The sequence below is a fragment of the Geodermatophilus sp. SYSU D00525 genome, from assembly GCF_054050475.1.
Map to the genome: position 1 here is coordinate 54,590 of NZ_JBJGZK010000003.1, position 20,267 is coordinate 74,856.

The following is a 20,267-nucleotide window of genomic DNA, read 5'->3' on the forward strand; positions in this document are numbered from 1 at the left end:
TGGATCTTGGCAGCACCTGCTAGCCTCCCGGCAAACGTGCAGCCCATCACCTAGGTGCCCGGGCGCGAGCGGATCGGCCAGCCAGTAGGCAAGAGCCCAAGCCGCCGCGTGCGGACGTCGCGGCGGTAGGCGAGCGACGGCCCTGCGGTCGTCTGCTCGGCATCCGTGCTCGTCGTTCCTCCGGCCGCCTGCGGTGAAGAAGCGGAGGAACAGTGCAGGCGAGCCCCAGCGCTTCGGCGGTCGTGGACGTCGTTGACGTCGTTGACGCGCCCCTCGCGCTTCCGACCTACGCGCAGGTCCTGGTAGAGCGCTTCGCCGCTCTTCCCGACCGTGAACGTGTCGTCCTCTTCCGCCGCCTGGTGCAGGCCGAGCCGGAGACCCTCGAGCTCATCGCCAAGGGCTACGGCCTGACCCGCGAGCGGGTCCGCCAGATCGAGGAGGCCGGGCTCAGCCGTCTCGACGGCGCGCCATCCCGCAAGGGCGGCAGCTCCCGCCGCGCTCAGGTCGTCCTCGTTGCCGTGCCGCACCCGATCGACGCGGGGAAGACCCAGGTCGTGCGGCAGGCGCTCACCGACCTCGGCGAACTGCAGCTGCCGGTCACCGAGGCCGCCCTGGCCGAGGCCGGCTTCGCGCCGCTGAACTCGCCGGGCACCCGGCTGCTGCTGGGGCTGGCCCGCCGCAACGGCGTCTTCGGCAAGGACAGGCCCGGCATCGTGGACTTCGCCGGCCGGCGCTGGCTGGCCGCCGGCGACCGGGAGCCCGCCCGCCTGCTGGAGGAGCTCACCGCCGCTGCGGTCTGCGGCGGCGTGGTCAGCGACCTGGGCGAGTGGTGGGACGGCATCAAGGCGAAGCTGCGGCCCCACGTCGGCTCCGACGACGAAGCCGCCGATCTCGCGGCGGACGTCGTCGCCGGCCTTGACCTGCTCGACGTCGGCGGCCAGCACGCCGTCCTCGGTGGGGGCATGGGGGTGGTCGAGCGGCTCAGGAGGATCCTGCGGGCCAACGGCGCCCCGATGGAACGCGCCGAGCTGCTTCGGTTCTTTCCCGACCGCAACGAGCGCACCGTGGGCGACGTCCTGCGGTACGCGCCGTTCGTGCGCGTGGGCCGCGAGGCGTTCGCTCTCGACGAGTGGGGCGCCGAACCGCGGCCGACGCTGCGCGACCTGATCTACGACCAGGTCAACCAGCACGGGCAGGTCGCGGTGGCCTTCTTGGAGGACCTCGCCGTGAAGTACGGCTACAGCCGGACGTCGATCGCGTTCTACAGGTCGCTGCCCGACCTCATCGAGGACCGGCTCGTCCTGCGCCGGCGGCGGCCCGGCGACCCGCCGGCCGTGCCAGCACCGGGTCTGCACGGCGATTGCTTCCGCGTGGTGGCCGGTTCGCGCCGGGGAGCGTGGTCGTGCACGCTGACGGTCAGCCACAAGCGGCTGTACCACGGACCGCAGACCATCCCGCCGCCGCTGGCCGAGCTGCTCGCGATCACGCAGGGGGCGAGCGGGGTGCCGATCCGCGTCATCGGCGACGGCGTGGTCCACGCCAGCTGGAAGCAGAACCCCTACCTGTTCGGCCGGGACCTGCGGCGGGCGCTCGACGCGCTCGGCTTCGCCGACGGCGAGCGGGTCCACCTCGTCGTGGGCGCCGGTGAGCTGCTCATCGAGCGTGCGCCCGAGACCGAGACCGACGGCGACCTCTACGGGACGCTCGCGGCCGGCGCGGGCCTCTATGACGTGGCGGGCGAGCGCGTCGCCGACGACGACATCGTCGAGTCGCTCACCTACGCCGTCGGTCTGGAACCGGGCACTCCGCTGCCGCAGGTGGTGCGGCGGCTGCGCGATCGCGGCAACCGCACGCTGCGCGAGGCCCTCGAGCTGCTCTGCGCCGATCAGCTCGAGCACTGACGCCCCGGCCACCGGCCGGCTACCAAGCCCCGGTGGCAGCCCACCCCTTCCGGCAACCCAGCTCTTCGGTGAGGCCGGAGCCGTTTCGGCCACGCCGCCGACATGACCGAATGAGAGGAGACCGTCGTGCCGAACACCGAGTTTCACCGCATCCCCGCAGCGGCGCCGGAGGGCGTCACCCGGACCGGCGAGCCCGACACTGACCCCCGGGAGCCCGTGCTGGTCCTCCCGACCCTCGTCGAGGACGACGGGGGCAACAGCACCTGGCTGCTGCGGGTCTGCGACGGCAACAACCGGCTGTCGACGATGCGCCAGGTCCTCCGCGAGGCGAGGGCCGCGGACGCCGCCGCCGGGGACGCGCGCACCGACCAGCAGTGACCGTCCCGATCACCAAGCTTCGGGCCGCGCCGCGGCCCGGATGCCCCCGGCCGGGGAACCGTCCGGTGGCACATCCCCTCCGGGAAACCGGAGTCGTTTCGGCCCATGTCGCCGTCGCCGAGCCGACGCACCTCCCGCCTGCGGGTCGTGCCGACGCCGTCGCCGACGACGTGGCCTGACAGAGAGGAACCCCCATGCCCGTGCGGCACAACGACTTCGCCTTCAGCTCGGACAAGTTCGACCCGTCGGAGTACCCGGAGGAGATCCGCCCGACGGTCGGCGACGACCGGTTCCCGCCTACGCCGCCGAAGCCCGCCCCCGAGGGCGACGACGCGCTGAGCAAGACGGCGCGCCAGTTCGCCGCCCGCGTCGCCGAGATCAACGGCGTGGACCCCGAGGAGGTCCCCGAGGGGCTGCTGCGCCTCGTGGACGCGGCCGACGCGTGGCCGGAGGAGAACGTGAAGGGCCTCGCCGCGGGCCGCCAGCGCTCCATCTCGACCGAGAAGGGGTCGATCGTCCACGGCGAGTTCTTCATGAACCCGTTCGTGGGCGAGCACGACCCCAACAACGGCCGGAACGCCGCGGACGCCCGCTCCCAGGGACTGCCGTACCTGGAGGCGATCGCCGACGACCCAGTGACCGGAGCTCCCGTGCTCCGCGTGGAGAGCGCCGCCGAGTTCCTCCACAGCATGCAGGAGGCCGCACGGGCGCTCGGGTTCACCAACAACGTCACCGACGCCAAGGACCGCGCCGACATCAACTGGGTCGGGCTGCAGGGTGTGCACGACCCGGCGCTGGTCATCCCGACCATCGTCCAGGACGCCGTCGGCAACTGCCGCTGGATGCTCAAGTTCGCCGACGGCAACCGCCGGCTGGCCATGCAGCGGCGCATCGTGCGCGAGGTGACCCGCCTGAGCCCCTCCGAGATCGAGGCGTGGGCCGACCACCTCTACCAGCCCGACGGAACGCCGGTGCTGCGGGACTGGACGGCCGCAGACGTCCGGCACGCCCGGCGCAAGGCCCAGCTGAAGGACCCGGCGTACTGGCGGCCGGCTTCGGCCGCACCGGAGACGGTGGAGAAGTGGCTGGCCACGGCGAACATGGCCCAGCGCACCCTGCTGCGCTGCAGCGTCATCCCCGTGCGGCTGGTGCTGGGGTACCGGAACCTGGCCGAGACCAGCGCCGGGCGCTCCCGCTCGCACCAGGCGGTGCAGCGCTACATCCGCCGCCTGCACATCAAGAGCGCCGCGCAGAAGGAATGGGTCGCCGCGGCACAGACGACGGACGTCTCGCTGGAGGCGCTGGAGCAGATCCGGCTCCGCTCCGACATCCACGGCTACGAGATGCCGCTGGACAAGGACGACCTCGAGCGCGTCTGGGCGAACAAGACGACCGACTGGGACGGCGCCGACGCCGACGACCCGGCTCACCCGCTGCGGCTGGCCGCCAAGGCGATGGCCACCTTCGTCTGCACCGGCCACACCGCCGAGGCGGACGTGAAGGCGGCGCTGATCGGCCACTCCATGTCGACGCACCACACGAAGATCCGGGAGAACCGCGCCGCGGTGGCCGCGTCGGTGGCCATGCCGATCCTGGGCATCACCACCGAGGACAAGAGCGACTACAACCGGGCGCGCGCCACGGTCGACCGCGTCGCCCGCCACCCCATGTTCGTCGCGGTGCAGAAGCACCCCGGCGGTACGAGCGACCCGTGGTGGCGCCACCTCCACCGTCCGGCCAGCGAACTGGAGAAGCTGTCGCTCCAGGAGTTCGACAACAAGATGGGCAGCGACGCCGGCCCCGACGACTCCTCCGTGGGGACCTACGGTCCGGCGACCCGGGCGCTGCTGTTCCTCGCCACGATCGGTCAGGCCACCAACCCGGCCTTCCGGGAGACGGCGAAGGGCGAGCAGGCGAGCCCATGGCAGCTCACCCTCAACGGGCTCGGCGGCACCCGGGGCAACACGCTGACCACCCCGGACCTGGTGATGAGCCAGGTGCTCGCGCAGCACAAGAAGGACGGGGTGCGGCAGCTGGCCGAGATCGTGCGGGCCGCGCTGGCCGGGGAGGTCCCGGACAACACCCTGGACCCGGGCTACGTGGAGTACGACCGCAAGGGTCAGCCCGTCGCGGGAGCCGCGGGCACCGTCACCGAGCGCTTCCTGCGCTCCGCCGCGATGGGCTGGGCGCCCCGCGACGACGACGGGCCGAAGCCCACGCCGGCGACCGGTGACGAGTTCGACCGGGCGCTGGACGAGCTCAGCGCCGCGGTGACCACGGCCGCCAACAGCGCCATCCCGCTCACCGCCGACGTCAAGGTCCGCCGCCGCTTCCTCGCGGCCGGCCTGCCGGCGGGGTACACCGAGGACCTGCTGCCCAAGGCGCGGAAGGTCGTGAAGGTGCTCGAGCACGGGGAGTTCATCGCGTCGATGCACAGCGGCCCCGTGGTGGACGACCTCAACACCACCGACCCCGACGACAACGACCCCGACGACAACGGGAACGGTGCGCAGTGAGCGCGGCGGTCCCGGCCGCGGAGCTGGCGTCGGCCTTCGGTGAGCGGGACGTGCGGCGCTGGCGGGAGCACATGGGCCGGCTGGTCGACCCGTTGGCCCCGGCCGACCTGTACGCCCTCGAGCACGACGAGCGCGGGCCCTACCTGGCCGACCGCACCTTGTGGGTGCTGGTGTGCATCTACGTCGCCGTGGACGACGCCGGCGCCTGCCTGTACATCGGGCAGTGCCGGCGCAGCTACGGGGGTGTGGTGGCCCGTGTCGACGGGCACCACACCATCCCGCCGTTCGCGACGGGGCTGTGGGTGCTGCCGTTGCGGGCCGACTGCCCGGAGGCGGCGCTGGACCGCATCGAGGCGCGGATGATCCGCACCTACCGGCCGCCGTACAACACGGTGTACTGCCCGCCGCAGTTCCGGGCGTCGGAGGCGCTGTGATGAACGGCGCCGCGGTGACGCGGGCGCAGGTGGCGCCGGCGTCGGGGTCGGTGGCCGTGGCGGGGACGCCAGTGACCCCGTGCGCGCCGGAGGCGGCGGTGGCGTTCGTCGCCGGGCGGTGCGATTCCGAGCTGGTCGGGTCCCTGGACCCGGCCAGCCGGCTGGCGGCGGTGCGCGCCCAGCGGATCGTCGAGCTGCGCCGCTGCGGGCAGCTGCGGCACGCCGAGCGCTACGGGTGGCTGAGCCTCACCGGGTGGCTGCTGGGGATGTCCGCGACCGTCGTCGGCCGGCTCGACCCGGCGTCGGCGGCGGTCGTGCACCGGGCCGGGGTCCGTGACGTGCTGCCCGACCCTGTCGCCGACGACCCCGCACCCGCGGTCGTCGACGTGGCCGGGCTGCAGCTCGCCGATCCGCGTGACCCGCTCGGCTACCGGGTGCTGCAGCTGGCGGTGGCGGCGCTGCGCGACGGCGTCGTCGACGTCGGCGGGCGGCGCGTGGGCGGGGGAGCGGTTGCTGCGTCCCTGCGGCAGCGGCTGGAGGTGACCGGCCGTGGCTGAGCTCTACCTGTCCGGCCCCGACGCCGTCACCGTGCCCAGCGGCGGCGTGCCGGCCAAGGTGTTCGCCGAGATGTCCGACGCGCTGGCCCACGTGGCCAGCGACACCGCGCCCGGGTATGTCACCCTGCCGCTGCGGGACGTCGCCGGGTGGCTGTGGTACTTCACCGCGCAGGGTAGCCCGTTCACCTTCGGCGAGTCCCTGGTGGCGCACCTGCGCCACCGGCTCGCCGAGGACGGGGTGCGCCTGGACGTGCTGGGTCGGGCCCCGGCGGAGCAGGCGCGGTGGCCGGAGCGCATCGCGTCCGTCGCCGACCTGGGCATCGTCCGGGAGCCGACGCCCCCGCAGCGCCGCGACGTGGCCCGGCTGGTCGCCCTCGGGGGCGGGGCGAACTTCGGCGTGCCGGGGGCGGGCAAGACCGCGATGACGTTCATGGTCTACAGCGCGCTGAAGGCGCTCGGGGAGGTGGAGCAGATGCTCGTGCTCGCACCGATCTCCGCGCACGAGGCGTGGGCGACCGAGCCGGGCCTGATGTACGCCCCGGGGGCGGTGCCGCGGGTGCACGTCGGCCCGGGCACGGCCGGAGCGGCCGAGGTCGTGGTGACTAACTACGAGCGGTTGGAGGACCGGGGCCGCCTCGATGCGCTGGTGTCGTTCTGCCGCCGGCGGCGGACCTTCGTTGTCTTCGACGAGGCGCACCGGGTGAAGGCCGGGCCGGCCGGCGTCCGTGGCGCGGCCGCCTTGGAGCTGTCCGGGGTGGCGCACCGCCGCAGTGTGCTGACCGGCACGCCGCAGCCGAACTCGCCGACCGACCTGGCCCGGGTGCTCGAGCTGGCCTATCCCGGTCACGGGTTCGGTCTGGCCGCCCGGGACACCGACTCGCTGATGTCGGCCTACACCCGCGTGACGAAGGAGGAGCTGGGGCTGCCGCCGCTGGTGCCGTTCACCGAGCACGTGCCGCTATCGGCCGCGCACGACCAGATCTATGAGGCGATGGTGGACGCCGCCGCGCGGGCGGTGCTACGCGACCCGGGGTTGCGCAGCGACTTCCGTCGGGCGGGGCGGATCGGGATGCTCTTGTTGCAGGCCGCGACCGACCCGACCGCGGTGCTCGGCAACGGTGGGGAGCTGGGCATGCTCTCCGACCGCGCCGACCTCGACCTGGAGCGGCTGGTGCGTGAGCTGCCGGCGGCGTTCGTGCCGACGAAGTTGGTCCGTGTCGTGCAGCTGGTGGACGCCCACGCCGCGGCCGGGCGGAAGGTGCTGGTGTGGGCGAGTTTCCGCAGCCACGTGCGTCGCTTGGAGCGGCTGCTCGCCCCGCATTGCCCGGCGGTCGTCTGCGGGGACCTGGACCGGGTGGAACGGCAGGAGCAGATCGCCCGGTTTCGGGCCGATCCAGCGTGCCGGGTGCTGGTTGCGACACCGCACACCCTGTCGGAGGGGGTGTCGTTGCACTTCACGACGACCCATCAGGTTCATGTGGACCGGACGTTCAACGCCGGGATGCTGCTGCAGGCGATTGACCGCACGCACCGGCTGGGGCTGCCCGTGGATGCCGACTGCTCGGTGACGTACCTGATGGCGGCGCGGCGCCGAGGCGGTGGTGACACCATCGACGACGTGGTCGACCGCCGGCTCGGACTCAAGGTGCGCGACATGGCGCGACGGCTCAACGACCGGCAGCTTGCGACGCTGGCGTTTCCGGCGGCGTCCGAGGACGTCATCAGCGACACCGAGCTCCTGCTGGGGGACGGCCAGCAGGAGGATCTCGCAGCTCTGTTCGAGCACCTGCGGGCCGCGTAGCGCCAGGGGCTGTCTGGCGGATCTTGGTCGTCGAGTTGACAGCCTTGTCCGGCGTGACGGAAGACGGCTGCTCGGCCAGTTTCTGGTTCGCCGGGTGGGTGGACGGTCCGTCTGCTGCGACAGGCGGGAACGACACGGAGCGGTGGTCGGCTCGCTCTCCGTTACCACCGTCGGAGTGAACGGCATGATGCGCTTGTGGTCGCTCATCTCGCGCATGTCGCCCCCACGTCGCCCGGGGGGCTGCCGGACAGCGGGGAGAGCCCTCTGGCCGAGGCGGTGCGAGGGGCCGTCACGGTCACGGCATCGTTGCTCGACGATCTACAGAAGCGTCTGGAGGGGCTACTGCAGCAGGTCGTGCAGGAGGCTGGCGACGTACCGGAAATCGAGGCCTTGCGGCGAGAGCTCGAAGACGCACTGGAGACGCACCGACTCGAAAGCGAGACGGTCAAGGTTGTGCTGTTCGGCCGAACCGGTGCGGGCAAGAGCACATTCATCGAGGCGTTCACACAAGGTGACGGCAGCAGCATCTCCAGCGGAGAGAGTGACTTCACCACAGCGCCAAGAAGAGTTGCCTGGGGACCACTTGAGCTCATCGACACACCCGGCTACGGCGGTTGGGGCCGCACACGAACACGCCAGGAACTGGAAGCCGAAGCAGCCGGCATGGTGGCCAGGGCCGACCTCGTTGTCCTGTGCTTCGACGATCAGAACCAGCAGGAATCCGAGTTCGCCATCGTGCGAGACCAGATTCAGCGGTTCGGGCGCCCGTGCGTCGCTGTTCTCAACATCCGGAATGCGCGCTGGAGGGAGCAGCTACTAGGTCCCCAAGCCGCTGCGACCTTAGAGCGTCAGGTCACCGTGCACGCCCGGCACATCCGCGACGAGCTGCGGCGAATGGGCCTGCCGCAGATTCCGGTGGTCGCTGTGCACATGCAGCGCGCAGCCGATGCCCTGGCGAGCGATGATTTCAAGGGACCTAACGCCGAACAGGTTCGCAGGCGCAGAGAGCGCTACAGCCGCGCCGAGCTGGCCGACATGTCCAACGTCCCGTGCCTCGAGCAGCTGCTCGTGCGTTGCCTTGTGGACGGTGCCCCGCAACTTCGGCTGCAGTCCGTGGAGAACGACCTGTTGGCCCGGGTGCAGGTGGTCGCGGAGCAACTGACGCAAACAGCGGAGGAAGACGCGCTCGAGGTCACGGTCGGGGTCGCAGCCCTTCGCTCATCGATGGAGGTGCTGGGTGCTGGGCACGACAGCGCGACGTCCCATCGCGGGCGCTGGGCGCGAAAGGACGTCCCGGGCGCCGAGGCTCTCTTGGCGCTCGCCGCACTGCGTCCTGAGCTCTTCGCTGACACTTCTTCCGGTGGGCGTCTGCAACAGACGGCGCAGGAGCTCGCCGCGATCCACCTGTCCCCGCATCGTCGCAAGTTGCGAGCCGCTGCCGAGGACATTGCGCACCAAGCCATCAGAGAGCAGAAGGTCATCGACGGCGATGCCCTCGTGCTCCTGCTGGAGCCGCACGTAGAGGAGGCCAGGAAGGCCGCGGCAGTAGCGCTGCAAGCTCTGTCCGAGGAGTTCGCCGACCAACTCGCGGGCGTCCAGTTGCAGTTCCAGATCGAAGGCGCGCGCATGGCGGCCGAGGCAGTCGACGGCCGATCTGGCCGCAAGGCAGCGCGCTGGCTCGAGGCAGGGGAACTGCTCACACAGGCTGGAACCGCTCTGGCAGTGCTCCTGGCTGCAACCGGACCGGTGGGGTGGCTCACTGCGGCTGGTGGGGCGGTCGCGTCCTTGGCGGTCGGATGGTTCAGGCGAAGGGCCTCTCGCCAGGCGGAGGCGCGAGGAGCCCAGGTGCGCGCGGAGGCGGTGTCGCTCGTACGGCGAGCCGCAGATGGCGTCCATCGCTCGCTTGAAGAGCATTTCTGGCAGTCGGTCACGCAAGCGGCGACCGGGGCGGCACAGGCACTCATTGGCCACGTGGCCCCTTCTGTGGCAGGGCGGGCAGCTCGCGTAGCCACGCTGACGACGGCGGCGGACCTGCTGGAAACGAATTCGGGCAGCGGGCGCACCGACGCCACTGAAGTGATTACGGCCGCTGTTCGTGCGGTCCGCGCCTCGGGGGGGGGGGGGGGGGGGGGGGGCCGCCGCCGCGGGCCCGCCGCCCCCCCCCCCCCCCCCCCCCCCCCCCCCCCCCCCCCCCCCCCCCCCCCCCCCCCCCCCCCCCCCCCCCCCCCCCCCCCCCCCCCCCCCCCCCCCCGCGACCCGCTCCTGGGACAGACAGCCCGCGGCAGCGGGCAAGCAGACCTTGAGGTCTCCGATGGCAACCACACAGAACTGATTGCGGCTCTGCAGGAGCGCGCCGACAACTGGTTGAGCTACCGGCGCGACCCAGAAGACCGGTGTGAACCGGAGGACCCGACAGGAGCGTTGCGGGTCGGCATCGTGGGCGGCGACTCGGCCACTGACGATGCGACCGCAGTCGAGCTGCGCAAGCGGTTGGACGAAGCCGGCTGGGAGGTGGTCACCGCCGCAGCAGACGACGCCGTCGGTTGCGACCTGCTGATCTGGCTCCTTGCCCCGAACATCGACCTGCACAGCCTGTCCGCAGCGCGAGTACTTCTGGCGCCAGACGCTCCGCACCGCCACGCGGTCTTCTCGCGCTCAGTCCTTTGCGTCTCCGGCCTCGACCAGATGGGGCCCGACCTGCTGCTCGAGGCCGAGGCCGTGCCACCGGTCATTGCTCGGAAGGCGGTCGAGCTGTCCAACTACCTGAGCACCATCGGGCTCGAAGCGGCACCAGAGACGGTTCTCTTCGTCGCGCCGACCCCCTTCGGCTTGCGCCCCGACGAGGTACCGGTCGATCCCTCCGTCTTCGGACTACCGCAGCTGGCTGGGCTCGTGAGCAGCCGTCCACGTACGAGTTGGGCACGGCGTTGGCACGCGGCGATCCAGGCGGCGAGCCTGGACTTGGCCGGGGCTCAGGGACACCTAGACGGTGCCGTGCTGCGGCTGCGTCAGATGGATGAGCTGATCGCGGCGTGCGAGCACAGCGCTTCGGAACGAAGGCGGCTGCTGGCGGAGAGCGAAGAGTCGCTGAGGGCTTCCATCACCGACAGAGTGGATGCACTGGCCCTGCGCGCTTGTCAGGCTCCCGACGCGTCTGCCATGACGAACGCGCTGCAGCAGCTGAACGCGTGGCCCAGCGACGAAGTCGTCGTCGAAGCACTCGAGGCATGGCAGAGGCAGTTCCTCGTGCGGTATGAGGGTCTCGCCGAGGACCATGCGGCGGAGTTGCAGGAACTGGTCGGTCGGCAGCGTCTGCACACCGACGGCGTGGGCGGAAAGGTGGGGTCCGACGCGACGCAGTTCGGCAAGTTCTTTGCCACGACGAGCCAGCTGGCCAGCAAGGCAGGGCAGAGCCGCGACACTTGGTACGGCTTGGTCAAGACGATCAGCCGCGGCACGTACAAGTTCAAGCCGTGGGGTGCGATCAAGGGCGCCAATGCCGCGAAGGCGCTCGGGGCGCGCCTGGCCGCTGTCGGCATCGTGATCACTGTGGCCGAGCACTACTTCGACCGCCGGGCGACGAGAAAACGTAACGAGCTCAAGGAGCACGTGCTCGCCCAAGCACGCGAATCAGTGGACGCGGCCCTGCTCGACTACCTGTGGGCGCAGCCGTCCGAGCCCGATCCCCTTCCCCAAGGCCTGTTCGTCCCGGCTCAGCGGGAGATCGATGCCCTCGCTGCATCGCTAGAGGCGCTCCGCCGTGACCGTGAGGCGGCGAGCGAGGACGTCGAACAAGGACTGAAAAGTGTGGCTACGGCGCGACAGCGCCTTGAGGAGCAGATTTGCTAATGGACATTTCTCGCATTGCAGCATGGTGTGCGGAAGCCGACGCTGAATTGCCGTCGTCTGAAGCGGTGGCAGTGGCGCCGAACGGGGGGCCGGGGTCCGAGCCGGTCGTGGTCACGTTCGCCGGCGCGTACAGCAGCGGGAAGACGTCCCTGCTGAAGCGACTGTTGTTCGACTTCGGAATCCCGGTTCCGGCGGATCTCGCCGTGGGCGCGGACCCAACCACGTTCGAGCCACGGACTGAGCGGGCCGGGTCGCTCACCCTCACAGACACGCCTGGCCTGGGCAGCGGCCAAGCGCTGCACAATCAACGAACTCTGGACACTTGCGCAGACACTGATGTGCTCGTGCTGGTCCTCACACCACAGCTGTTGTCCGCCGCTGATGATGACGCCTGGGCGCTTCTGACCGGTGATGCTTGGGGAGGAGGCGCCTTGCCTGCCCCCGCCGCATGGCGAGCGATTGTCATCAACAAGTTCGATATGGCGGGCGCCGATCCGCTCGAGGACCTCGACATCTACCAGCAGCTGACGGAGCGCAAGACGACGGAGCTCCACGCAAGCCTGCAGTCTCGCGACGTGCAGCGAGAGGACCTTGCCGTATTCGTGACCGCCAGTGACCCCTTCGCGCTGGTTCACGACAGACAGCCCGAAGATGGTGACTACGCCATCGGAGAAGGATGGGACGGCATACCGGCGGTCGGATCGTGGCTGCAACAGCTCCCCGCCGCGCTACCGCTGTTGCGAGCGCAGCGCGCCGTCCGCGTGCGTCTACGCGCACTCGCCACTGAACTGCAGGCTCTGTCGGGCGCAATGTCGCAGGTTGCACTGGAGCGGAGCACTGCCGAGCAGAACCTGCATCAGTGTCAGTCGTACACACGGGAGCTCAGCCGCCTGCGCGATCAGCTACGCGTTGAGCGAGACGAGGCCCTGGAGAGCGCGGTGGGGCGGGACATGCAGGCCGCCGCGACACCAGACCGGGACGAGCTGGTGCGAGACCGGCTCACCAAGGCGATACAGCGGTGGATTCAGGCGCACGCGGACCGTCTTGGCTCCCTGGCCGCTCAAGCTCCGGCGAGTCTGGTTCTACCGGAAGTTCCGTGGCCCACGCCGGTCCACGACGTGCCCGACGTCCAACCAGGGCCTGCTCACGTTGTCGCACTGTTGAAGCGGCTGCGGGACAACCGCGACATGCTGCGGGACACCGCGAACGCTTTCGAGAAGCTCGCCGCGGACGTGCCGAAGCTGCGACCGGCACAGACGTGGTTGAAGGCCGATGTCGTGACCGCCGCGATCAGCGCCGTTGACCTGCTGTGGAAGCTCGGCGGTCACGACGAGGACGAAGCGGCGGAGGCGAGTCGGCGGCGACAGCGCTACCTGAAGGCCGCCACGCAAGCGGCCGATGCCGCTGCCGCGCCCTTCGTCGAGTGGATGGACGAGCTGACCCAAGGTCTGCAGGACTTGCAAGCACGGGCACGTGCAGAGCTCGAGGCCGCAGCCGCCGCCGAACAAGGCATTCATGAAGCCCGAGAGCGCCTACAGAGGCTGATCGCCGGAGCATCAACGCTTGCTTGACCGCAACGAGCTATTGCGCAGTTCGTTGCGTGTCGGTGCTGCATGACAGTCTGGCCGAGTGATGAGGCAGGGGCCTGGGCATGAAGGCTGAACCGGTTGTGGACACGCCGCCTCCATCCGCGGGGCCGATAACCGACGGCGCCTTGGTTCGCTGGCCCGCAGCCCCCGGATGTCCTACCGGAGTCGTCCAAAGCGCCGGAGGCCATCAAGTCTCGGTTGTCTTCGACGGCGAGGACGAACCCAAGCTCTTCAGCGCTCGCGCCGGCGTTCTCGAACGCGTCGTCTTGGCGGGCATGGTTAAGCGGGCCAGTACGGGAGATGTCGGAGTCATCCAGGGCATGACGACGGCGGCTCCACCCCGGTGGCAGGTGTTTGTCAACGGCAGGGTGATCACTGTCGCCGAGAGTGATCTCCGGCCCCACGTCCTGGACGACCCTCGCAGTCGCATACAGGGCGGCCGGCTTGGGAGCGCCCGCCAGTTCGCGCTTGCCGTAACGGCGCGGCGCTATGAGGTCGAGCAGCAGACGAACGACCTCGTCTCGCTCGGAGAGTCGCGCGTCGATCTGAAGCCGCACCAAGTCTCTGTCGTCCACCGGGTGGTGTCCGACTATCCGCACCGCTACCTGCTGTGCGACGAGGTTGGCCTCGGCAAGACGATCGAGGCCGGGCTCGTCCTCAAGGAGCTCCGCGCACGCGGCGGCGCGACCCGATGCATCGCGATCGTCCCGCCCAACCTCGTCCGTCAGTGGCAGTTCGAGCTGAAGTCCAAGTTCAACGAAGTGTTCTCGATCCTGAACTCTGACACCGTTCGCTACCTCAAGTCCTCGCAAGGCTTCGACGGCAATCCGTTCGAGAAGTTCGACAGCGTCATCGTGTCGAGCGGGTGGATCTCGGGCGAGCCCTGGTCGAAGCTCATGGCCGAGGTGCCGTGGGACATGGTGATCGTCGACGAGGCCCACCACGCGCGCGTACGGATCTCGGGGAAGAAGCGCGAGGAGACGCGGCTGTACCGCGCGGTCCGTACGGTCGTCTCACCTGACGCGTTCTCGAAGAGGGCGGCGCTGTTCCTTACGGCGACCCCGATGCAGCTCGACAGTAAGGAGCTCTACAGCCTCGTCGAGCTCCTCGACCCCGCGTTGTTCCCCACCGTTCAACACTTCGAACGGCACCGTGCGGATCTCCCTGGGCTCAGTCGACTTGTCCACGACTTGACACTTCATGGCTTCCCGCTACCGGGCGAAGACCCCGAGGAGATCATCGCCCGTGTCGCCGGCTGGCTTGATCGAGATGTGGACGAGATCGCGGCCGAGCTCTCCGCCGGCGAGCAATCGGTCTCTCAGGTCTGCGAGAACCTTGCGAGCCGGCACCTGCTGTCTGAGGTACTCATCCGCAACCGAAAGAAGATCATCGGCGGCTTCATGCCGCGCCAGGCGCACCGGTGGGAGGTCAACCCAACGCCCGAGGAGCTCGAGGCCCTCAACGCGGTCGAGGAGTACGTACGCGAAGGGTTCGCGCGAGCCGACCGCACAAACGACCTGGCGGTCGGCTTCGTCATGGTGATCTTCCAGAAGCTGATGGCCAGCAGTATCCGCGCGCTGCGTGTCTCGCTAGATCGCCGTCGCCGACGCCTCGAGACCAGCGCAGCGAAGCCCGCCCTCGGCAAGCGTCGTGCCGCCCTCATCGCAGACATTGAGGATGGCCTGGACCGGGACGAGTTCGTAGCGGGCCTTCTGGATGAGGTCGCCGCAGCAGACGCCGAGGAAGCGCACGAGCTGGCCCGACTGGTCGAGCTGCTCGACGCGCTTTCGTCGGACGCGAAGGGCGACGTGCTTGTCGAGCAGCTGACCGAGCTTGCCAAGCAAGAGCCGGCACCGAAGGTCTTGCTCTTCACGGAGTTCCGGGAGACACAGGAGTACCTGCGTGGCCGCCTCGAATCGATCGGCTGGGACGTCAACCTTTTCCACGGGCAGCTGAAGCCTGAGGCCAAAGATGCGTCGGTCGACGCCTTCCGGTCGGCGGCCGGCCCGAGCATCCTGCTCAGCACCGAAGCCGGTGGGGAGGGCCGCAACTTCCAGTTCTGTCACCTGCTGGTGAACTACGACCTGCCGTGGAACCCCATGCGGGTGGAGCAACGAATCGGCCGCGTAGACCGCATCGGGCAAACAGACACCGTGCAGGTCTTCAACTTCTGGGTGAAGGGCACGATCGAGGAACGCGTGCTCGACGTCCTCGAGCAACGGATCAACGTATTCGAGGAGACCGTCGGCGGACTTGACCCGATTCTCGGCGACACGGAGCGCGACCTCGGCAAGATCCTGCGCCTCGGTGGCGAGGAACGGGAGCGTGCGCTGGCGCAGTATGAGGATCAGGTCGAGCGCAGGATGCAGAACGCGCGATCGGCTGATGAGCAGCTCCGCGACTTCATCATGGAGACGAAGAGCTACACGCGGGAGATCGCTCAGCAGCTTGTTGCCGGCGCCTCGCCGATCAGCCCCGCAGACCAAGAGCGCTTCGTGGTACGGCTGCTGGCCGACGTGAACACACACCTCAGCAAGAACAGCGACGGCACCTACGAGATCACGTTCCACGAACCCTTCGTCAGTGACTATCCGCACCACTCCAAGGAGCGGCGACGGCGCACCGTGGCGATGCGGCCCGATGTGCGCCCCGACAGCGAGCACGTTGAGTACCTGGCGATGGGCAACGCCGTGGTCGACGACCTCATCGCCCGCGTAACCAGCTCGTCATACGAGGGCGGTGCCGCTGCCTTCGAGATCGAGGACGACGCCGGAATCGAGCCGGGCGAAGGTTGGCTCGTGGTGCACGAGCTCGGCGTGCCAGGTCTGAAAGAGGAGCGAGGGCTGATGCCGCTGTTCGTCCGCGATGGCGGCGATCTCGACGCCGCGGGCGGCAGCGCGCTGCTAGACCGCGCAGCGACATTCCCCAACGACCGGGCGATGGCGCCGGCGGACTTCAGCCTCGATGACCTCGATACGGCCATCGCCGCCGCTGAGGCCCGCTGCTACGAGCACCTGGGCGCCGTCGAGGTCCGGGTCCGCGAGGAATCCCAGCGCGCTCTGGAGCGCGAACGCGCCAAGATGGCGAACTACTTCGACTACCGCGACGTTGCTGCGCAAGACCGGCTTGCAAGCTCCCAACAGACACTCCGGCAGCTTGAGGCAGCCGACAGCTCCGATACACGGCGGACCATCATCCCCGTCTGGAAGGCCAACGTGGCACGTGACGAGCGGCTCATCGAGCAGCTCAGCCAGGAGCGTGAGGACCAACTTGCGGCGCTTCAACGTCGGGCTACCGGTTCGGGCGACCTGCGGCTCGTCGCGCTCGCACGCGTGCACATCGGCGCAGAGGAGGACGAGTGACGGGTCCCGTCCTTCCCCTGCGGCACCTCTCAGTGCGGGTTGCCTGGCACGACACCGCGTTCGACGGCCGGATCTGTGCTGATCCACTGGCCAACGGCGCCTGCCTGCGTCTCAAGCGGATCGCGGAGGAGCGGGATGATGCCCACGAGGTGGCGCTCGCTGGCCGTTCGTGGCTGGAGCTCGAGCCCCGCCAGCTGCCACCGTGCGCGGCCGAACGCGCGGGCTTCATGTCGCCGAAGCCTCGTGGAAGCGTAAAGACGCACCCGTACGCGGCGTGGAACGAGGTCTACAAGCGGTTCAAACCGACGGCTGTCGAGGTCCCTCCGTACTCCGCGGATTGCGTGCCGTTCCGCTGGATGCTCCGCGACGAAGCGGTGGCACTCGCGGACCAGTACGAGATCCCGTACGAGGGCGACCTGGAGGCCGCGGTCGACGCGGAGGCCGACCTCAAGAACCCGGCTTGGGTGCAGCACGCGACGAACCAGCAAGCACTGCTCGACACGTTCTTCTCGGCGATCCAGCCGGAGAAGAGCCTGATCTTCGTCTATGCGAAGGAGTCGCCGCTCGCGGCGGACCCCCGTCGGGTGCTCATCGGCGTCGGTCGCGTGGCGAGCGTGGGCGCGGTCAAGCCATACGAGCAGTCCGGCGATGGCTTTGGTTCAGTGCTGTGGGAACGCATGGTGGGTCACACGATCCGCCCGAACGGCACCGACGGCTTCCTCCTGCCCTACCACGACCTCCTGCGCTTGGCGGACGAGGACGCGAGCATCGATCTCGAAAGCTGCACCGTCTTCGTGCCCGACGAGTTCACCGATCAGTTCTCCTACGCATCCGAGCACGTGAGCCACGACGCGGCGCTCAGCATCCTGCTCGAGCTCGACCGCGTGGTGGAGAAGATCGCTCCCTTGGTTCCCGGGACGTGGGACGCCGTCCGGCAGTGGCTGAGCGACCGAGTGGCCGAAGTGTGGGAGGCACGCGGCCCGTGTCCGGGGCTCGGTGCGGCGCTGTCCGCGTTCGGGGTGCCGGAAGGAGTCCTTCTGGCCCTCTCGGCTCAGGGGGAGCTGGGCGATAACGAGGATCCGTGGCCGCTCGTCGACTCGTGGTTGAGGAACCCCAGCGCGCATCCTGCGGCCGCCAAGCGAGTCGAGTCGATGCTGTCCCGTACGTGGGCTGCGCTTCCCGACGAGCGAAGAGCCCTCCTCAAGCTGCTCTCGCGTTTCGCGCTCACGCCCGACCAGGCCCGGCGTCTCTACCAGCGGGTCGTTCGAGAAGCCGCGGGCATCGACGTCGACGACTCCGGCATCCTCGCCAATCCCTATCTGGTCTACGAGACCGGTCGCCTATGCCCCGATCCGGTTGCGGTGGGCACAGTCGACCGGGGTGTCTTCCCCGACGACCGGGTCAGACTGGCGCATCCGCTTCCGGCACCGTCCCTTGTGACCGATCCCCTCGATCCTCGCCGTGTCCGGGCTCTGATCGTCAGCAGTCTTGAGACAGCGGCCGTGGAGGGACACTCGCTGCGCCCGCAGGACCACGTCGTCCTGGAAATCAGCGATGCCGCATTGCAGCCTGCGTGCCCGCTGGGCGATGACGTGATGTCGGTCATCGTGCCGGACCTCGCGCCCGAGGTGGTTGTCGCGACGATGGCCGACCAGAAGCCGGCTCTGCAGCTTGCGCGCCTGGCCGAGATCAGGAAGGCGATCGCGAAGACGGTCACAAGGCGGCGCCGAGCCAAGCCACTTCCCGTGAGCGCTGACTGGCGCGCGGTGATAGATGCGCGCTTCACCGCGCCCGCGAGCGATCCTGAGGAAGAACTAGCGCGGCGGGAGAAGGCCGCTGCGCTTGAGGTGCTCGCAACCTCACGCATCTCCGTCTTGATCGGGGCGGCCGGCACCGGCAAGACCACCCTCTTGCGCGCTCTGTGCAGCCTCGACGCGGTCAAGGACGGCGGCGTGAGCCTGTTGGCCCCCACCGGTAAGGCCCGCGTCCGCATGCACGAGGCGATCGGCCAAGAGGTCGAGTCCCGCGCGCTGACGATCGCTCAGTTCCTCCTCCGCTCGGAGCGCTACGACCCCGAGACGAGCCGCTACAGGAGATCTGATCGGGATCGCGACAACACGGCTCGGACGATCATCGTCGACGAATGCTCGATGTTGACCGAGGACGCGATCGATGCGCTCCTTGATGCTCTCGAAGGCTACGACCGCCTGATCCTCGTGGGGGATCACCGACAGCTCCCCCCGATCGGAACGGGCCGTCCGTTCGTCGACATCGTGAACTACCTCCGCGAGGAGGCGGGGCAGCTCGCGTTTCCACGCGTTGCGCCGTCCTACGCCGAGCTGACGATTCCCCGTCGTCAGGTCACCAGCGGCGATGACGATCGTGCCGACCTCCAGCTGGCCGAGTGGTTCGCGGGGAGCGAGACGAGCCCGGGCGCGGATGAGATCTGGGACCGGCTGCGACGAGGGGAGGACCTCGGGACGGTCCGTCTGAGGCGTTGGGAGAACGCTGCGGAACTCAGAGCCGTCCTCAGGGCCGAGCTGGCGACAAGCCTGAGCGCAATGCAGGGAGACGACGACGCGACCGGGTTTCAGGTCTCCTACGGCGGGACCCAGTCGGGCGAATACGTCTACTTCAACCTCGGAGCGGCCGAGCGCGCGGAGTCATGGCAGGTGCTCAGCCCCGTCCGTGCAACAGGCGGTGGCGTCAACGAGCTGAACCGCTACTTGCAGCGGACGTACCGGGAGGGAATCCGACAGCTCGCCGCTCCGGACGACTCTCGATTCCGCAAGGTTCCCAAGCCGGCTGGGCCTGAGGAGATCGTTTACGGGGACAAGGTCATCAACGTTCGCAACAAGAAGCGGACGAGGTACTACCCGAAGATCGACAACGCGCTCGAGTACGTGGCGAACGGGGAGATCGGCGTGATCACCGGTCCGACACGCTTCGCGACAAGGAACGCGCCCCTGGGCCTCCTCGAGGTCGAGTTCGCGACCCAACTCGGGACCTCGTACAAGTACTGGATGTCTGAGATGGGAGAGGAAGGAACACCTCCCCTCGAACTGGCGTACGCGATCACCATCCACAAGTCCCAGGGCAGCGAGTTTGGTCGCACGTTTGTCGTGATCCCTAGCCCCTGCCGGACCCTTTCCCGCGAGCTCCTGTACACGGCTCTCACCCGACAGCGCGAGCACGTGACCGTCCTCCACCAGGGGGACGTCTCCGATCTCCTGCGCTACGCCAAGGCGTCGTACTCCGAGACCGCGGCCCGGATCACCAACCTCTTCCGCGCTCCGAATCCGGTCGATGTGGACGGCAGGTACCTCGAGGACGGATTGATCCACATGACCCGCAAGGGCATCGCGGTCCGCTCAAAGTCTGAGGTGATCATCGCTGACCTCCTGTACTCGAAGGGGATCGACTTCGAGTACGAGCGTCCGCTTGACTTGGATGGCGATCGCAAGCTGCCCGATTTCACGATCGCTGACAGCGATACCGGCGAGACCTTCTACTGGGAGCACCTCGGCATGCTGCAGCGTCCGTCATACCGCAGGAAGTGGGAGGCCAAGCAGGCGTGGTACACAGCCCACGGGATCCTGGACGAGGCAGCGGGCGGCGGTGAGAACGGCACGTTGATCACCACTCGCGACGGTGACGACGGCTCGATCTCGTCAGCCGCGATCGAGGAGCTCATCGACAAGCTGTTTGCCTGACCAAGCTCCAACCTCCAGGTGCCCGGTGGCCCCACAACGGGCAGCTCTTGCGGTGGAGCAACTCTGCGTGCCGTTACCCCGCCGATGCCTCGCAGGCATCCGTCCGATGAACGGCTCGCCGGCACTCGGAGGGGGTGGCGATGACCGGCAGCCCCGGCGTCAGCAGC

The 20,267-nt window shown here is 69.1% G+C and carries 10 protein-coding genes; all 10 read left to right on the top strand.

The window, feature by feature from the left end:
- Window positions 1–242 precede the first annotated feature (242 nt).
- Complete coding sequence (locus ACI796_RS03695; protein ID WP_456939915.1) at window positions 243–1,901, top strand: sigma factor-like helix-turn-helix DNA-binding protein; 1,659 nt, start codon at window positions 243–245, stop codon at window positions 1,899–1,901.
- Between the two features lie 126 nt (window positions 1,902–2,027).
- Entirely contained in the window at window positions 2,028–2,279 is a 252-nt protein-coding gene (locus tag ACI796_RS03700) for a hypothetical protein (RefSeq protein ID WP_456939916.1), read from the top strand.
- Between the two features lie 194 nt (window positions 2,280–2,473).
- Entirely contained in the window at window positions 2,474–4,795 is a 2,322-nt protein-coding gene (locus ACI796_RS03705; protein WP_456939917.1) for a hypothetical protein, read from the top strand.
- On the top strand, window positions 4,792–5,229 hold the full coding sequence (locus tag ACI796_RS03710) for a hypothetical protein (protein WP_456939918.1): 438 nt from the start codon (window positions 4,792–4,794) through the stop codon (window positions 5,227–5,229). Before ACI796_RS03705 ends, ACI796_RS03710 begins: the two co-directional genes overlap by 4 nt.
- The gene (locus tag ACI796_RS03715) at window positions 5,229–5,786 is read left to right on the top strand and encodes a hypothetical protein (protein WP_456939919.1); all 558 of its coding nucleotides are present in this window, start codon (window positions 5,229–5,231) and stop codon (window positions 5,784–5,786) included. The genes ACI796_RS03710 and ACI796_RS03715 overlap by 1 nt, the downstream gene beginning before the upstream one ends.
- Window positions 5,787–5,832: 46 nt before the next feature.
- Window positions 5,833–7,587, top strand: a complete 1,755-nt coding sequence (locus ACI796_RS03720) for a helicase-related protein (RefSeq protein WP_456939920.1) — start codon at window positions 5,833–5,835, stop codon at window positions 7,585–7,587.
- 195 nt (window positions 7,588–7,782) lie between these two features.
- Window positions 7,783–11,436: a GTPase gene (locus tag ACI796_RS03725; RefSeq protein ID WP_456939921.1), complete on the top strand. Its 3,654-nt coding sequence runs from the start codon at window positions 7,783–7,785 to the stop codon at window positions 11,434–11,436.
- A gap of 107 nt (window positions 11,437–11,543) precedes the next feature.
- The gene (locus ACI796_RS03730) at window positions 11,544–13,007 is read left to right on the top strand and encodes a GTPase (protein ID WP_456939922.1); all 1,464 of its coding nucleotides are present in this window, start codon (window positions 11,544–11,546) and stop codon (window positions 13,005–13,007) included.
- 80 nt (window positions 13,008–13,087) lie between these two features.
- Window positions 13,088–16,387 (top strand): DEAD/DEAH box helicase, encoded by a 3,300-nt coding sequence (locus ACI796_RS03735; RefSeq protein WP_456939923.1) that lies wholly within the window; start codon window positions 13,088–13,090, stop codon window positions 16,385–16,387.
- Entirely contained in the window at window positions 16,384–20,100 is a 3,717-nt protein-coding gene (locus ACI796_RS03740; RefSeq protein WP_456939924.1) for an AAA family ATPase, read from the top strand. The genes ACI796_RS03735 and ACI796_RS03740 overlap by 4 nt, the downstream gene beginning before the upstream one ends.
- Window positions 20,101–20,267 lie beyond the last annotated feature (167 nt).

Excerpts from the sequence above, each read along its gene's own strand:
- ACI796_RS03705 (WP_456939917.1), top strand. The coding sequence starts at position 2,474 with ATGCCCGTGCGGCACAACGACTTCGCCTTCAGCTCGGACAAGTTCGAC.
- ACI796_RS03715 (WP_456939919.1), top strand. The coding sequence starts at position 5,229 with ATGAACGGCGCCGCGGTGACGCGGGCGCAGGTGGCGCCGGCGTCGGGG.
- ACI796_RS03735 (WP_456939923.1), top strand. The coding sequence starts at position 13,088 with ATGAAGGCTGAACCGGTTGTGGACACGCCGCCTCCATCCGCGGGGCCG.